Source organism: Pediococcus claussenii ATCC BAA-344, from assembly GCF_000237995.1.
GTDB classification, from domain to species: Bacteria; Bacillota; Bacilli; order Lactobacillales; family Lactobacillaceae; genus Pediococcus; species Pediococcus claussenii.
In genome coordinates, this window is the sequence record NC_016605.1 from 1787323 (window position 1) to 1803776 (window position 16454).

The 16454-nt window shown below is 35.6% G+C and carries 16 protein-coding genes and 1 tRNA gene; 9 read left to right on the forward strand and 8 right to left on the reverse strand.

Annotated elements, in window-relative coordinates; all coding sequences use genetic code 11:
* Positions 1–16: 16 nt before the first annotated feature.
* Together yycF and PECL_RS08760 are read right to left on the reverse strand one after the other, a co-directional pair.
* On the reverse strand, positions 17–715 hold the full coding sequence (gene yycF / locus PECL_RS08755) for a response regulator YycF (RefSeq protein WP_014216237.1): 699 nt from the start codon (positions 713–715) through the stop codon (positions 17–19).
* A 236-nt stretch (positions 716–951) separates the two neighbouring features.
* Positions 952–3489, reverse strand: a complete 2538-nt coding sequence (locus PECL_RS08760; RefSeq protein ID WP_014216238.1) for a M1 family metallopeptidase — start codon at positions 3487–3489, stop codon at positions 952–954.
* Between the two features lie 196 nt (positions 3490–3685).
* Here PECL_RS08760 and PECL_RS08765 point away from each other — a divergent pair.
* Positions 3686–3758: transfer RNA gene (locus PECL_RS08765), tRNA-Lys, on the forward strand.
* 213 nt (positions 3759–3971) lie between these two features.
* Here the strand turns inward: PECL_RS08765 and PECL_RS08770 are convergent.
* Complete coding sequence (locus tag PECL_RS08770; protein WP_014216239.1) at positions 3972–4784, reverse strand: fumarylacetoacetate hydrolase family protein; 813 nt, start codon at positions 4782–4784, stop codon at positions 3972–3974.
* Between the two features lie 378 nt (positions 4785–5162).
* Between PECL_RS08770 and PECL_RS08775 the strand changes: the two genes are divergently transcribed.
* The gene (locus tag PECL_RS08775; RefSeq protein ID WP_014216241.1) at positions 5163–5519 is read left to right on the forward strand and encodes a YxeA family protein; all 357 of its coding nucleotides are present in this window, start codon (positions 5163–5165) and stop codon (positions 5517–5519) included.
* Between the two features lie 108 nt (positions 5520–5627).
* Here the strand turns inward: PECL_RS08775 and PECL_RS08780 are convergent, their stop codons facing one another.
* From PECL_RS08780 to PECL_RS08795, 4 genes are read right to left on the reverse strand one after another with little or no spacing between them, the layout of a single operon-like run.
* Entirely contained in the window at positions 5628–7538 is a 1911-nt protein-coding gene (locus PECL_RS08780; protein ID WP_014216242.1) for a CDP-glycerol glycerophosphotransferase family protein, read from the reverse strand.
* Positions 7539–7553: 15 nt separating this feature from the next.
* Positions 7554–8657 (reverse strand): CDP-glycerol glycerophosphotransferase family protein, encoded by a 1104-nt coding sequence (locus tag PECL_RS08785; RefSeq protein WP_041534672.1) that lies wholly within the window; start codon positions 8655–8657, stop codon positions 7554–7556.
* Positions 8645–9670, reverse strand: coding sequence for a ribitol-5-phosphate dehydrogenase (locus PECL_RS08790; protein ID WP_014216244.1), 1026 nt, complete (start codon positions 9668–9670; stop codon positions 8645–8647). Before PECL_RS08790 ends, PECL_RS08785 begins: the two co-directional genes overlap by 13 nt.
* Position 9671: 1 nt before the next feature.
* Positions 9672–10373: an IspD/TarI family cytidylyltransferase gene (locus tag PECL_RS08795; protein WP_014216245.1), complete on the reverse strand. Its 702-nt coding sequence runs from the start codon at positions 10371–10373 to the stop codon at positions 9672–9674.
* Positions 10374–10562: 189 nt separating this feature from the next.
* Here PECL_RS08795 and PECL_RS08800 point away from each other — a divergent pair, with 189 nt between their 5' ends.
* The 6 genes from PECL_RS08800 (at position 10563) to PECL_RS08820 (ending at position 14780) form a co-directional block, all read left to right on the forward strand.
* Complete coding sequence (locus PECL_RS08800) at positions 10563–11123, forward strand: cysteine hydrolase family protein (RefSeq protein ID WP_014216246.1); 561 nt, start codon at positions 10563–10565, stop codon at positions 11121–11123.
* A 105-nt stretch (positions 11124–11228) separates the two neighbouring features.
* Positions 11229–11681 carry a GNAT family N-acetyltransferase gene (locus PECL_RS08805; protein WP_014216247.1) on the forward strand — a complete coding sequence of 151 codons (453 nt, stop codon included), beginning with the start codon at positions 11229–11231 and terminating at the stop codon, positions 11679–11681.
* Positions 11682–11759: 78 nt separating this feature from the next.
* Positions 11760–12287 (forward strand): CvpA family protein, encoded by a 528-nt coding sequence (locus tag PECL_RS08810; protein ID WP_014216248.1) that lies wholly within the window; start codon positions 11760–11762, stop codon positions 12285–12287.
* An 11-nt stretch (positions 12288–12298) separates the two neighbouring features.
* Positions 12299–12538 (forward strand): hypothetical protein, encoded by a 240-nt coding sequence (locus PECL_RS08815; protein WP_014216249.1) that lies wholly within the window; start codon positions 12299–12301, stop codon positions 12536–12538.
* Between the two features lie 10 nt (positions 12539–12548).
* The gene (locus tag PECL_RS10180; RefSeq protein ID WP_014216250.1) at positions 12549–12704 is read left to right on the forward strand and encodes a hypothetical protein; all 156 of its coding nucleotides are present in this window, start codon (positions 12549–12551) and stop codon (positions 12702–12704) included.
* 279 nt (positions 12705–12983) lie between these two features.
* A complete protein-coding gene (locus PECL_RS08820; protein ID WP_014216251.1) occupies positions 12984–14780 on the forward strand; it encodes a glycerophosphoryl diester phosphodiesterase membrane domain-containing protein in 1797 nt (598 codons plus the stop codon).
* Positions 14781–14926: 146 nt separating this feature from the next.
* On the opposite strand, the gene PECL_RS08825 is transcribed toward PECL_RS08820, so the two are convergent.
* A complete protein-coding gene (locus PECL_RS08825; RefSeq protein ID WP_014216252.1) occupies positions 14927–15763 on the reverse strand; it encodes an alpha/beta hydrolase in 837 nt (278 codons plus the stop codon).
* A 127-nt stretch (positions 15764–15890) separates the two neighbouring features.
* On the opposite strand from PECL_RS08825, the gene PECL_RS08830 reads away from it, so the two are divergent.
* Entirely contained in the window at positions 15891–16424 is a 534-nt protein-coding gene (locus PECL_RS08830; RefSeq protein WP_014216253.1) for a GNAT family N-acetyltransferase, read from the forward strand.
* Positions 16425–16454 lie beyond the last annotated feature (30 nt).

A 16454-nucleotide genomic window follows, 5' to 3' on the forward strand; every position in this document is an offset into this window, starting at 1 on the left:
TATTTCAAATTTGAAATTAAGCATTATCAGGGTTTCTTAGGTAATAACCAACTCCACGTCGTGTGACCAAGATTTGGGGATTACCTGGTGTCTCTTCAATTTTTTCACGTAATCTTCGAACCGTAACATCGACTGTACGAACATCACCAAAATAATCATATCCCCACACAGTCTGAAGTAGATGCTCTCGTGTCATTACTTGACCAATATGTTTTGCCAAATAATGCAATAACTCAAACTCACGATGCGTTAAATCTAATTGGTTGCCATCCCGCGTAACAGAATACGAATCGGCGTTGATTAATAATGGGCCAATTTTCAAATTGTTATTTTCAGTTTGCTCAGTTTGCAGTTGGTCTTGGCGACGTAAATTGGCCTTTACTCGAGCAACCAGTTCACGATTTGAAAATGGTTTAGTAACGTAATCATCGGCACCGAGTTCCAGTCCAACAACTTTATCTAATTCTGAATCCTTTGCCGTTACCATAATGATTGGAATGTTATGTTTTGCTCGAACCTGACGAGCAACCTCAAGCCCATCTATTTTAGGTAACATTAAATCTAATAAAATCAAATCTGGTTTTTCACTTTCAACTAAAGCGAGCGCTTCTTCACCATCGTAAGCGGTCACAACATCATAACCTTCTTTGGTTAAATTAAATTTAACAATATCTGAAATAGGTTTTTCATCATCTACTACTAAAATCTTTGGCATATTTGTCCTCCTCTGGAGACGGTCTAAACTTTTTCGGCATAAATAAAGCTTAATGTCGATGTTAATTCATGCTGAAACAATTATACCACATGCGGTCTAATTGCAATTTTACGTAAATTTAAAACCATTAATTGCACGAGGTTAACTGAACTTCATTTTGGTTAACATTGAAGCCTCTAACAAAAAACTTGTCTATCATTCAGTTAAGATAGACAAGTTTTAGTATTTTTAATATATTATTTTGCGGTTATCCGTCGAATCGCAGCATTAACAGCCTGTTTTTCTGCCTCTACAAGGGCTACTCGGCTTTCAATTACGCGAATATCCATTGTGATTTCACGGGTTAATCCTGGTACATTCAATCTAGGTTCAAAGAATGCTTTGAATTCGGCAAGGCGTTTTGAGGTGTTAAAAATACCAGTGATAACCGTAATGAAAGTTGTAAATTCCATATCACCACCAACTGTATCTTCCAACCATTGCCAATCATTTCGAATCCAGTCCCAAGCAGCTTGTTCACCATATTCATTAGCTAGTGTACCTCTAAACCATGATCTTAAATCCTGTGGTTTAATTGTGCCAGCATCCTCGAATTTAGTAATTAAAGTTGCAATCAATTCAGGATCCTTAGTACTTGTCAAAGCGCTACTTATATCAGATTTAAAGCTTGCATCAGAAGTCTTTCTGTATTCTGATAACAAACTCTCAAACAAATCGGACGTACCAAAGTTTTTAACTTCGTTGACCAAAACATATACGCGAATATCAGCAGGTAAACTTGCTAGATTATTGTTGTTAGCGGTGAACAACTTATGAGCTGCAGCAATTGCGTCAGAATTTTCAGCATACAACGCTGCATTTAGGACATACGGCCGTGTTAACTGATCATCGTTTGATTCGTTTTCAGTTGGTATCCATCCCAAACGTTCAACCTGTTTAACACTTAGTTGATTAAATAATGCCTTTAATTCTTTTTCTTCATCTGAATTTGCCGAAACAAACTTTTTCAGGTTATTTGCAACTCTATACAATGCAGCATTAACCACATTTGATTTACTGTCTGCAAATTTTGATAACAATGGCACTACGCTTGCATACGAAATTTGACGTCCTTCAGCTAATAGTCGTAGATCCTGCAATAGTTGCAATTGAGCAATTGGATTTAAAGTACTGATATTATTTAAAATATCATTTAGAAGTTCATCATCATATTTAACAATGAAATGTGATTCATTTCCCACATTAACTTGAAAAGGAGTTCCATTTTCAGAACGTAAATCAGCGTAATTTCCAAGCGTTACAGTTTTATCCTTCAAAATCTTTGGTGCAATTGCATAATTACTGTTAAGTGGAATTTGCCATTCACGTCCCACTTCTTTCCCATCACCAATAAAGAATTGTTGTTGAGTTAATTTTAATTGACCATTTTCAACTTGAGCACTTACTACTGGATAGCCGGGTTGTTCCAACCATGAATTCATAATTGAGCCTACATCGAGGCCAGAAGCATCTCCAAGTGCTTTCCATAAATCAGCGCCAGTAGCGTTCCCATATTTATGCGCTTTAAAATAGGCCTTAAGTCCCTTTTGAAGAGCTTGATCACCGATTAAGGAGCGAACCATAACCAGCATTCTTGAACCTTTAGCGTACACGATTGCACTATCGAACAACGCATCAATTTCGGCTGGATTGGAAACCTGAACATGGACAGATTGAACACCATCAGTTGCATCACGCTGTAGAGCCGCTGCAGCTTCTGACGTTTGGAATAATTCCCAAATGTGCCAACTTGGTTCGATTGCATCGATTGCTACATATTCCATCATGTTAGCAAAGCTTTCGTTTAGCCATAAATCATCCCACCACTTCATAGTTACCAGGTCGCCGAACCATTGGTGTGCCAATTCATGTGCAATCACAGTTGCAACTAACTGTTTTGTATCTAAAGATGTGTTTTCTGGATCTAAAAGTAAGTATGCTTCACGATATGTGACAAGTCCCCAATTCTCCATTGCCCCAGCAGAAAAATCAGGTAATGCTAACTGCCATGAATGTGGTAGTGGATATGGTGTCTGATAGAAATCTTCGTAGAATTCAATAGATCTTTTAGCAATATCTACCGCGAAATCAAGTTCATTTGCTTTATGGGCTTTAGTAGCATAAACACCGACCTCAACTCCACTTTTAGTTTTTGCATGCTTACTTTGCAAATCCCCAAACGCGAACGCAATAAGGTAAGTTGACATACGCACGGTTGTATCAAAATAATGAACACCATTCTCAACTCGCACTTCGGGCATATTACTTAAAACAGTTTCCCCAGGTTGTTCATCAAACTTAATTGCTAAATCAAAAGTTGCCTTTGCTTCGGGTTCATCGATGCTTGGAAAGGCTTGTCGAGCAAAGTTAGTTTCAAATTGCGTTCCAATAATTTGCTTCTTCACACCATCAACTTCGTAATATGAAGGGTAAATGCCCATCATGCTATCAGTGAGTGGTGCGCTGTACTCGATCGTTAATTGTGTTTTCCCGGTGCTTTCAAGAGTGACTTTAAGTTCATCATTATTTCCATCTAGTTCAAAAGGAACATTAGTCCCATTTGCCTTAACTGATGTTACATCTAAATATTTTTGATGAATACTAATCGAAGCCGATGCTGCGACTCCTTCAATTGTTGTTTTTCCCTTAATCAACTTGGATTGGCGATTAATATCCAAAAAAACGTCATAGTGTTCTGGTTGAAATGTCTCAAAAAATCTTTTAATCTCTGCCATGCTACATTCCTCACTTTATTTTAATATTTTTAATTATACGACATTTAAACCCTTATTGTATAAATAAGTTACTAAATTTATTTTCTAATATTAATCTGTATTCAAAAAAAAATTCCATCTTTTTTAAACTTTTTACCCAAAACCTGTTGTCAGACCTCGTTTTTCATGGTACTATATTTTAGTCGATTGATCACATGGGTGGTTAGCTCAGCTGGCAGAGCAACGGACTCTTAATCCGTGGGTCCAGGGTTCGATCCCCTGACCACCCATCATATAGACGCCACTAATCAGTAGTTACGATGCTTAAACGCCGTGATTGCTGATTTTTTTGTTTTTTAATTACTCAGTGTCTATCCTCAAAATTCCGCATTAATAATCATTAAATTTAATAATAAACTTATCATAATTAGACTTATCGTTTCCCCTTAATCAACACAATATAAAAAACGGAAACCTAAATGCCAGTTTCCATTCTCAATATTTTATTCAGTTATTTCAATATGCAATTGACCAAGACCTTCTATTTCACTTATTAGATCATCCCCCGACCGCAAGAACACTTTAGGATCCCTTCCAAGTCCGACACCACTTGGCGTTCCGGTGAAAATAATATCTCCAGACTTTAATTCAACAATTGAAGACAGATAACTTACCAACGTCGGAGTATCAAAAATCATATTTTTCAGTTGCGAATGTTGCATCACGATTCCATTAACCCTAGTTTCAATCTCTAGGTCCCCTAAATCTTTAATATCATCTGGGGTTGTTAACCATGGACCAACTGGACCATATTTTTCAAATGACTTTCCCATTGAAAATTGAGGCGCATCTGTATTCTCAAGTTGGACAAAACGGTCGGATAAATCTTGCCCTACCATGTATCCTGCAATAAACTGATCAACATTTTCTTTGGCAATATTACGACCATCTTTGCCAATAACAATAACTAATTCTGTTTCCCAATCCGTTTGATTCCCATGCTTTTTTACTGTTACATTTGGATCTGTCAAACTGCTTTGGAACTTTGTAAAGATACTTGGTACCTTTGGAAGTGCGATATTAATTTCACGGGAATGATCTGTATAGTTCATCCCAACCGCGAAAACTTGCCTAGGTTCAGGAACTGGCATTTGAAGTTCTTTTTGATTCACTTCAAATTTTTCTGACAATTCTAGATTTGATCTATTTGAAATCGCATCAAAAATTGTATCAGTATTTCGAACCATCTGTCCCAGCAAATGATCATCTTGTCTTGTTAAAAGTGTCACTTGATTATTCACAATTCCTAACTTCATAACCAATATCCTCCAAATTTAATTTTTGAATATTCACGTATTATAATTCTAACAAGTTGCCATAAACAGATACAATTTAAAAACTGTTACATTAAATTTAAAACCGGTATAAAATTATAATGAAAACACACCATCAATCCGCGTTAACTGAAGTTCAACGTTCTTCCGCAATTAATGGCATAATGGATGCGTTATTGATAATTGATTTTGAAATAGTCCTGCGACCACAAGCACATGAATACTGTCACTAATTGGTTTCGTGTTTTTACACGACTAAGAATGTTAACTTATTAAAACTAGTTTAAACACCACTTGCACTTTAACATCTTATATTTTAAACTTATTGTCAGTAAAGTCGTTCACAATGGGGAGATTATAATGGAATATATTACTAAAAAATGGACCGAACTAAGCATTCTTTTGCTTTTAGTATTATTTATTATCGGTAATGTTGGCTGGTTTGTTTACAGATATTCAGGGGAACATTACTATATGAGAATTACAAAATCAGTCAGTACTCATCCAGTCACATTAGCTGTAAGTATACCTAGTAATGGCTATACTTACCAAGGAGAGGCCCGCACAGCTTCTGGCAAAGAAAAATTTCTAACTTTAAAAACAACCTCAGCAAATCCAGGGCCCTTTAAAAAGGGTCAAATTGTTCGCGTCACTGTTAACCAAAATTTTGGAAATACTAATTACAAGGTAGTTAGCAGTATGCCTAATACAAAATAACACTTTTTACTAGACATTTAGATTATTATTCAATTAACTTATTTTCAACCAACCTATTTAAAAAGCCTTTGAAAATTGAAATTTTCAAAGGCTTTTTTAGTTAAATAATTATTTTCTAGATTGTTCGGCTTTTTTACCCCATTCAGGAATATATTTACCATCTTCGGAATATCTTTCATCCTCTAAATCAAGCTTATCGTCTTCACCAAAGTTTGACTTAAGTGCATGCACAAATCGTTGCGTCGACTTTCCATCAAGATCATCAAAGAAATAATCCACAAATGCATCCAATTTAGGTTTATCAACCTTTGGATTCTCCAATTGATAAAGCAGTTCATCCATACTTTCTGCCAATTGTCCGGGAATAAAATCAAAATAGTCATAGTAAAAACTACGGCTCTTCATATATTCAGCCAAGTCCGGTGCAAAGAATACCATTGGTCGTTTCAATAAAGCGTACTCGAAACAAACGGATGAATAATCAGTAATCAATTGATCTGCTATCAGTAATAAATCGTTAATCTCACGATAATCAGAAACATCATAGAAGAAATCCGTGTATTCATAAGGAATAGTTGGCTTATTCTGAACAAAAGGATGGATCTTTAACAAGAACACATAATCCTCATGTAAACTATCATATAACTTCTTGAAGTTCAAAGTTTCAAAAGGATAGTCAGCAGATTGTTGTCCGTTTCCACGGAACGTTGGAGCAAACAAAATTACTTTTTTTCCATTTATGAAGGGTAGTTCTTCCTTTAAGCGCGTTTTAATCGAATCTTGTTTAGCAGTGTCAAAGAAAATATCTGTTCGTGGAATTCCCAATGGCAACACGTTCTCAGGATCAATACCAAATCCTTCAGCATATTTAGGCGCAATACTGGTAGCCGAAACTAAGACTTTAGTATAATTTCTGTGGTTCAGTGAAGTTAATTTAGGGCCACCAGGCATTCCCACTCGGCTATATCCAAATGTTTTAAATGCACCAACAGCATGCCAAACCTGTATTAAATCCGCATTATCTCTAATTTTTAACGGATAAATCAATGGGTAAAAATCATCCAAAATAATAAAACGACTTGTCGCCAATGCTTTGGCTAAAGTGCGCACCTCATGCCAACTCTTTTTAGCCTTGATATTTGGCTTAAGGTAAAAGCTAGCTTGTAACTCTGGTGCCTCTTTTTGCATATCTTCATAGATAAACTCAAAATTGCCTGATATTGAGGTACGACTATCTGAAACAAAAGAAACCTTATTAGATTTGATTGGTCGTAAGCTGTACCAACGATACCACCAGTGTAATGCCGTTCGTTTCAAACGCCTGCCAACTGCTGAATCAAGTTCATAATCACTTGTAAATTCATTTTCAAGTGGATTTATATCACTTAATTTATGCGAACTAACGTGCATAGATTGCTCTGCAAGATTATACTCAAAAATTAAACTATATGTTTTGTTGCTTTGGGCAGAATAACTAGTCATCTTCGTTGTGTAATTCAGATTCTTATGAGTATTTTTAATTTGTCCCAAAGAAGTTTGCCGAATTAGCCATCCTTGACTCAAATATTGGCGCATACGTAGTCTGATCTCATAACGTCCAGGATCCAGCGGACCACCATTGTTAATCTTAGAAAAATTGATTGAACCGTAATACCCTGCTTGTGGATAGCCCGGTAAATCTACCTTACTATTATTTAAAGCAATAACAGTCTCTCTACCATCCTCATTAATCAACACCAAACTTTTCACAATCTTTTCAGGATCTTTCTCTGGAAAGCTTTCAAACCAAGCCATTCCTTCAATTGAAAAGTAGGAATTATTAAAATCAATATTGGTTACTTGCCGTTTAATCAATGAATCAACATCCATCGCAAGATGTGGCGTACTAATCACTTGTTGGATTGGATCAACAATGATTTCTTTATTATTCTCACCTACTACCGCTGTTTTTTGGGGTCTGTTTTTCCTACGAAAAGCATTCCTTACACGACGCGCTGTGCGTCTTAAACCTTGCAACATAAACTTCTTCCTCGTTTATTCTAATTTATTTAAAAAATCAAAAACCCGTTGGCTATTTTTTCCGTCCTGAAATGGAAATGTATTAGTTTTAAGCTTTTTTACATATTTCAAATCCATGGTTTCCAAATTTTGATTAATATCAAAAATAACTTGATCAGCTGTATCAAAATGAGGAGCCCCTAAATATTGATAATAATTAACGTAAAAGCCATTTTGATCTACATATTGCTTATAGTCCGGCGTAAACAACAAGATTGGTCGTTCAAAATAGCTAAAATTCAGCGATAAAGACGAGTAATCCGTTATAAAGACGTCCACTCCTGGCAGTAGTGTTTTAACTTTTTCAGCATCTTGAAAAATATGAACATTACTTGGTAAATCCTTGAAATCCGGCAATTTTAAATAAGGATGCAGTGAAATGTATATTTCCCATTTGCCAGTAAGACTATGACTGGATTTTATCATATCATTTACCAAACTTAAAACTAGTTTTGGATTTCCAGCTCTATATGTAGGAGAGTACAACATCCACTGTACTCCTGTATGAGTTGGAATTTGAGCTGTCATTAACTCATCCATCATAGGCTCCCCAAATGCTAAAATATGACTGGGTTCAACATCAAACGCTTCTTCGTATGCCGGCTTGTCGATTTCAGCATTAATAAAAACCCAATCATAGTTTGTATGTGGCTTAATTACGCTCTTAGCGGCACTTGGTAAACTAAGTCCGAACTGTTTTAAAGATCCAATTGCATGCCACAATTGTACAACTGTATTTTCACTATGCTTATTAATCGCATACAATGGGAAATAATAATCGTCAATAATAAATAGCTCCGCAGTTGCCATGTAATACAACGAACGCCATGATGTCCATAAAAACCGTAGTTTACTGGTAAGAGTACGATCATAATGAAACAATAATAATTTGATTTCATATGATCCATCTTTTTCAAATTCCTTATATAAAAATTTGAGATTATCTGCCAGTTTGTCATTTCTCATACTCGCAAAAACGACCCGTCTTTTACGAGGGCCGATTAAGTGAAAAATTATTTGATATACCACATTGAAAGTAACTCGAAGAATATTGAGTCGTAATACTTTTACACCTTCCAATGCATCACCGCCTTACCCCAACTGTTGGCAAGGTCCATATCAAAGAAATCGATAATTTCTGGAATTGTAGTTACTGTTTTAGTGATACCAATCAAATTTTGTAAATATGACTGTGCTTCAGGACTAGCTGACAGAATTTCAATGGCCTTTTCAAAATCTTCACGACCACTTCTACTTGTTCCCTGCAAAATTAATCCCTTAGCAAGAACGTCCCTTGTATTGATATCGACAGGTTCCTCTGTAACGCCCATTAGAATAGCTGTTCCCATAGGCTTTATGTGATTAATAATCTGATCAATAGCAATTGCACTTCCAGCGCCACCAGTACATTCAATGGCCTGACTAATTGTTAAGTCGTCCGGAATACTATCAACAACGTACGTTTCATCCGCAAATGAGAAATATGCTAGTTTCTCCTGATGACGCCCAAAAATGTACAACTTCGTATCAGGAAATATTGACTTAGCAAGAACAGCGGTAATATAGCCTAAATTACCGTCACCCCAAATGCCTAAACTTTGGTCATCGGCATCCATCGTTTCTTTCAATTGCATTAAAGCACGAACACCAACCGATACCATTTCAAGGAATGCTGACATCTCAAGATTAAAATCGTCAGGAACCTTAACAGCACGATCACGCCGCAAATACACGTACTCCTGCATGAAACCATCATAGCCACTAGAACGGAACTTCGTGGTTGGTAGGTAGTTCTCACGTATAATTGGATCCTTTTCAAAAGGTGTATCCGGAATCATAGCAACCGTATCACCAACTTTAAAGATTCCCTGAGGATCGCGAACCACCGTACCAATTGCTTCATGAATCAATGCCATCGGTAATTTTTTGCTTAACACTTGGGGTGGTCGTTGCCCCGTAAAATAACGTTGATCAGCATGACATACTGACAAATAGGTTGGACGGACAATAATGTCATCTGTACCTAAATTCTCGTTTACAGTTTGCGTTTCAATCTGACGCGGACTCACTAAGCGATAAACTTGATTTAACATCTTATTCTCCTATTTCTACTAAAGCATTAGCCATCTTCAAGTCGTATGGTGTTGTGATTTTAAAGTTAAAGCTTTCTCCCCGAACCATTTTAACTTTCTCACCAGCTAGTAAACAAATTTTAGCTGAGTCCGATAGAATTGCCTTTTGGTCTTCTGTTAACTGATTGTAAGCACTCATTAGCGCCTTGATATTAAAACTTTGTGGTGTTTGGCCTTGATACATCTTGTCGCGTACAGGAATATCTTCAACTTCTTCATTTTCACCTTGAACAATCGTATCAATAGCTGGAATAACAGTATCAACAGCCTTATTTTTTAATGCTGCTTCAATATTGTCGCTTATAATTCTTTCTGTAATAAATGGACGTACAGCATCATGTGTAACGACGATATCGTCATCGTTCAATCCGAAGTTATCCTGAATATATTCGATTCCCTTCATCAAGGTTTCATTACGTTCGCTACCACCAACCACTACTTTCACGCGTTCATCAGCAATGTAACGATCAATAAGCGTTTGGGTATGACTTACCCAGTCAGAAGGACAAACTACTAGAATCGCATCAAACCGATTCTCAAGCACAAACTTTTCAACAGTATGAATTAGAATTGGTTTGTCAGCCAATGAAAGGAACTGTTTTGGCATTTTAACATTACCCATTCGAGTACCTTTTCCACCAGCTAAGATCTGTGCATAAATCATATTTACTTACCTCATTATTCTTTTTAAGCTTAATTATACCGTCTTATCATTATATTTGTAAAAATAATTAACATTTTTGCAACAATTCTTTCCTAATAATTAATGAATTAATTTACATCCCATAGCATTTTTAACGCTAATCAACCAATTTATTATATAATCAAATCAACACAAAAGGGAGATGAGCTTATGGCTATAAATGAAGCGCTTTTAATTATTGACTATACAAACGATTTTGTTGATGAAAAGGGAGCATTGACCTGCGGAGAACCTGGTCAGCTAATCGAACCAGCAATTATTCACTATGCAAATGAAGCTTTAAAAGACGACAGTTGGGTATTACTTCCAACTGATGTTCACGTACCGAATGACCCTTATCATCCTGAAACAAAACTATTCCCACCACATAATGTTCGTGGAACTTGGGGACGCAAATATTACGGCGAACTTGAGGGCTGGTATAACGAGCAAGAATCCAACCCACATGTTTGGGCTTTCGACAAAACGCGATACAGCTCGTTTGCTGGTACTGATTTAGATATTCGGCTACGTGAGCGACATATTGATACCTTACATTTAGTTGGTGTATGCACAGATATTTGCGTTCTCCATACTGCCGTGGATGCTTATAATTTAGGATATAACCTTGTGATTCATAAAAATGGAGTCGCAACTTTTACTGAACATGGACAAGAATGGGCCTTAGATCACTTTAAAAACAGTTTAGGAGCCAAAATAGTTACCAATTAAGCACCCGTGAAATGAGGTTAACTAACTATCAAAATTAAACTTATAACTGCTGAAAATCAGAACGCGCTTAATTTAAAAAACGAACCATTTGAATTAATTGGAAGAATGATTGTCACCCGATCGCTTAATACTTGGGAACACACAGAAGATCTCCTTTTAAAATCACAAATTATAAAACAAACTTTTCCTGACGAGCATTATTGCTTAGATAAAATCAATACGTCAGGCTTTGCAGTTGCTGCGTTTACCAATGACAACTTGCCAATTGGCTTAGCGATTTTTGAAAATCAAATGTTTAAATACATGATGCTTGTAGATTTAAAAGTTAACCAAAAATATCGTGGTATGCATATTGCCTCTCAAATGTTGGACTTTGCTGAACCACTGATCAAGCAGCGTAATTACTTGGGAATTTGCGTCCTTTGTCAAGATAACAATTTACACGCCTGTCGTTTTTATTTAAATAATAGGTTTGAGATTGGTGGCTTAAACACGAATAACTATAATTTCACTTCCCAAATGGGGAAGCAAGATATTTATTTTTATAGGGATATTTAAAGAATTTCGAAAAAGTTTGCCCTTCCCATTTTGCAACTGTAGAATTGACTACAACTTTACAGGGGGAATTCTAATTTTATGTTACTTTCAATTATTATAGTTCTAATTTTATTATCCGCAATTTTTAGAGGTTATCGTCGTGGTTTTATTCTTGAACTTCTCTACACAATTGGATATATTGCCGTATTCATTTTTGCACGTTTTTATACCACACCACTGTCTACTTTTTTGACTAACTCATTTGGTGGTTGGACCAAAGACGCACTCGAAAATCTGACAATAATGCATTCTCTTTCATTCATTATTCTAATGTCTTTTGGATGGATTATCATTCGTGCAATTGGTCGTGCTTCAAAAATGATTACCTGGTTACCTGTAATTAAACAAGTTAATGGCTTGGCTGGAGGAGCTGTAGCTTTCATTATTAGTTACGCAGTTGTTTTTATTATACTGTCTGTAAGTCAGTTTATTCCTAACAATTTTTACCAATCTCAGCTTTCAGAATCACCCATTGCGCAAGGGATTATAAGTAAAACTCCAGGAATATCATCCCAGATTTTAAATGATTATGTTCTCCATACTAACCAAACTAAAAAAGCCCTTTAGGAGCAACTCCAATGAACTTCAAATTAATTAAAATATATATCGCTTCACATCTTGCAAGTGCAAACACAAGGCTTGAGGAAGTTAACGAACCTCAACCTGGATTATTAGTTACCATTGACGATGAAACTAGTTTCTTTTATGCTAGTTCTGAGAACAGGAACGAATTTTGGGAGAAGTATGATGGAAAAGTTTTCTATCATACTTTCAATCCCACTGATCGGACCTTTGAATCAAAGGAAATTTCTCACTAAGGAGAATATAATGGACCAATTTTATACAGTCACACTTTTTATAACTCGCTGGATTTTTATTTTATTTACTATCTCAGCCATTTGTGGAGGCCTGTTTGTTGCCGTAAAAATTTTAACAGATCATCCACAAACTAAAAACGACAGTAAACCAACCTCAAATAAGTAGTTAACTGAATTCATATTTGAATATGTCTTTTAGTTTTTCGCATACTAAGACACTCCACTATGAATGACTTGAAATATACTATAAAAAGTAAGTCGGGTAATTCACTTAAAAACGAAGGGCAAATGATTTTAAGCTTAAAATCATTTGTCCTTCGTTACTTTTCTATGGTGATCAACATCACACTTAACTACAAACTTATAATTTTAAATCATACAAAATAGCTTAGTCCTACACTTTTTCATATTAAATGTTCATAATATAGATCAGGGGGAGCTTATTATGTTTCATAAAAGTATCACTTTTTTTAGACAAATTATGCGCCATATCTTCAGCTACATCATGCTTTTTGTAATTAGTAACATAGCTATTCAGTTCATTTTGATTCCTATTTTTACTTTAATTGGGGCTATCTTACTCCGCATAAACGGAGTTCAATACTTGTCAAATACTAATCTCATTCAAACCATTATTTCAAAGCCACTATTGGACATAGAAATATTAATTCTAATAGCACTAATTATTCTTGCAATTTACTGGCAGGTCACTTTTTTGATTTTAGGTATTCTTCAGATTAATTCTGGACAACGCCTAACTATTGATACCCTATTCAAACGTTCATCTCAAAGAGTACGCCATACCTTCTTACAAACTGTGTGGTTTCTACTTATTTATACTATCCTGATTTTACCTTTTGGTGGGATAGGTTTTTCAACTCCGCTCTTAAATAAAATTAAAATTCCTAGTTTTTTGATTGATTATGTTTTTCATGATCATCCTTTACTACTTTTAACCTTAATTAGTATTTATTTGATCACATTTTACTTTGGAATTCGCTTTTTACTCGTGATACCTCTCGTTATTATAAATAGATTACCTATCCGACAGGCTATCAAAAAAAGTTGGTCGATGACTCATTCAAATATTAAAAATCTATTTTTACTTTTAGTTTTTACATTCGCCACAATTTTCATTACCGTAGCCATTGTCATCATACTGTTAGTCTTTGAACAGACCCTGGTTGACAGCATTTCTGCAACATGGATTCCATATACCAATGCCGTATTTATGCTTTTGTTAATCGAAGGAACATTATTATTTTCCAACATAGCCATTGGTGCATCGTCCATCATGATTATGCTTGACTTACTAAAATCCGATCAAGATTTTAGTGTCCATCATGATCAACTTGTTTCAGAATTAATCCGATTAAGTAATGTACCAAAAAATCACGTTCTAACTCGGGTGGGAGTCGTTGTTGTCATACTTGGCGCTGTGGTGTTTAACGTGCTTTATCTTAACGGAGTATTCAATTCTCAGCCCATTACTGTCTCACATCGTGGTGTAAATGATGCCAATGGTGTTCAAAATACAATTCCCTCACTTGAAAATACTAGTCGCTTAAAACCCGATTACGTTGAAATGGATATCCATGAAACCAAGGATCGCAAATTTGTTGTAATGCATGACGAAAATTTAAAGATCCTTACTGGGGTCAATAAAGCTCCCTATCAACTGACATTAAAACAGTTAACACGTTTAACTGCTCGCGAAAATGGATCAAGTGCTAAAGTCGCTAGCTTCGATGACTACTTCAAAACTGCTCATAAGCTCCACCAAAAATTAATCATTGAAATAAAAACAACTTCACATGATGATCCACGACTTGTTGAACGATTCAATCAAAAATATAGTGCTAGGATACTAAAATATCATGACATGATTCATACATTAAATTTTAACGTTGTACAAAAGCTAAAAACTATTAATCCGAAACTAACGGTCGGTTATATTTTACCGTTTAATTTCGTTGGTGTTCCTCAATCCAAAGCCAATTTCTATACAATGGAGTACTCAACCCTAAATCATTCTTTCTTGCTCACAGCACAATTAACGGGCAAAAAAGTGTTTGCTTGGACCGTAAATGACGATGATCAAATGTCAAAAATGATTTTTATGGGAGTTAACGGAATTATCACTGATAACCTTGCAACTTTGCAAAATACAGAAAAGCAAATGAACAACCACCCCAGCTTCAGCCAGCGATTAATTAACTTCACGACAGAAGCTCCGTTTTAGTTATTAATCTTCTGCTATGCGAATAAAAACTAAATAACGAGGATACAACGCCTTATTAAAAAAGCTTCTGAATTTATTATTCAGAAGCTTTTTCTTACTATTTGCTCTCTGTTTCACAATTTAAAATGAAGTTAAATTAAATACAATTATTTATTTCTCCACAAAAAATCAATTATCATATCATCAATCCGTTCATTTTCATGCATCTCAAAATGAGATAAATCTTCCACTAAGGCTTCACGATATTCCTTTACCGTATCGCGCACCAAATATGCTAATGATTGCGACGAAACATTAGGCACACTGCCATCTGTTTTTCTGTTTTTCCTATTACTATAAACATTTAAAATTTGCGCAGTCTCGGGAAAATACTTTCGATTAATCTCCATAAATTTAAAAGAACTATCACCCTTTTGTGAACTTCCATCAGGATTTAAGTGGTTCCATTTATGTAATGCGTTATTAATTGGTGCTGCAAGTAATACAAACTTATTAATCTCGGGAACATCCTTATCCTGTCCATTTGCAAACCCCATGTAAACCAGCGAACCGCTTCCCCATGAATGGGCAACAGCATTATACTTTTCTACTCCAAATTTGAACTTCAAAACATGTAGTATCTGATTTATCCATTCGGCCTCCCTCTTATAAGAGACACCTATATTCCGTTCAAAAATCACTTGAATAAGAGGATTGTTATCTAACCTCGCATCCCAATCACCAATAAATCGTAATTTACCGGTAAAAGTTACAATTACCAGTAATACTTTTTCTCCCGCAAACTTTGCATTAAGCCGTTTTAGCATGTTATTAAAGGAAAGTGCCCCACCCATCGAGCCATGAATAAACAAGGTTGGAATATTTGAATATTTCAAATCACTTCGACGTGCTTCCAATCGTTTACATGATACATCATGAATTAAAATTCCTTCTAAAAACCTTTTTCGCTTTGCCATATTAATTGGAAATTGTATTTGATCCATTGCCGTGCCCTCTCCATCATTGTCGTAGTTATTATAGACCATTTGCCTAACTTCAAAAAACATTAGACATCGAAATTTATATGCGGTAAAATACAACTTTATTTCGAAAGTATAGGAGAACAGAGAAATGACAACATCATATTTGCGCAAGGCTACTAAGGCTGATTTACCAGCAATTTTAGCTATTATTGGTGAAGCCAAAGAATATCTTAAGGAACAGGGAATTGATCAGTGGCAGGCCGGCTATCCAACCAACGATGATATCGAAAAAGATATTGACAACAAAATCAGTTACGTCTTAATGGTCGATGGTAAAATAGCTGCTACAGCTGCCTTATGGCCTGGACAGGATATCAACTATAAAAATATGGTAGAAGGAAGTTGGCGTGGTAATCCTGAGGACCAGTATACTTCAATTCACAGAATTGCGATGTCTTCCAAGTTTCGAGGTCAGCGGTTGTCTGAGAAAATGATTTCTGGGCTACTAACAATTTCCACTGAAACTGGATTTAATGAAGTTCGCGTGGATACTCATCCAGAAAATATTGCTATGCAAAAAGTTATCTTAAACAATGGTTTTGAATATCGAGGTATTATCGACTTTGAAGACCCAAACGAATCTACTACGACTCGTTACGCCTACCAGCTATATTTGGATTAAAAATATTTTTAAACTAAAAAACCATAAATT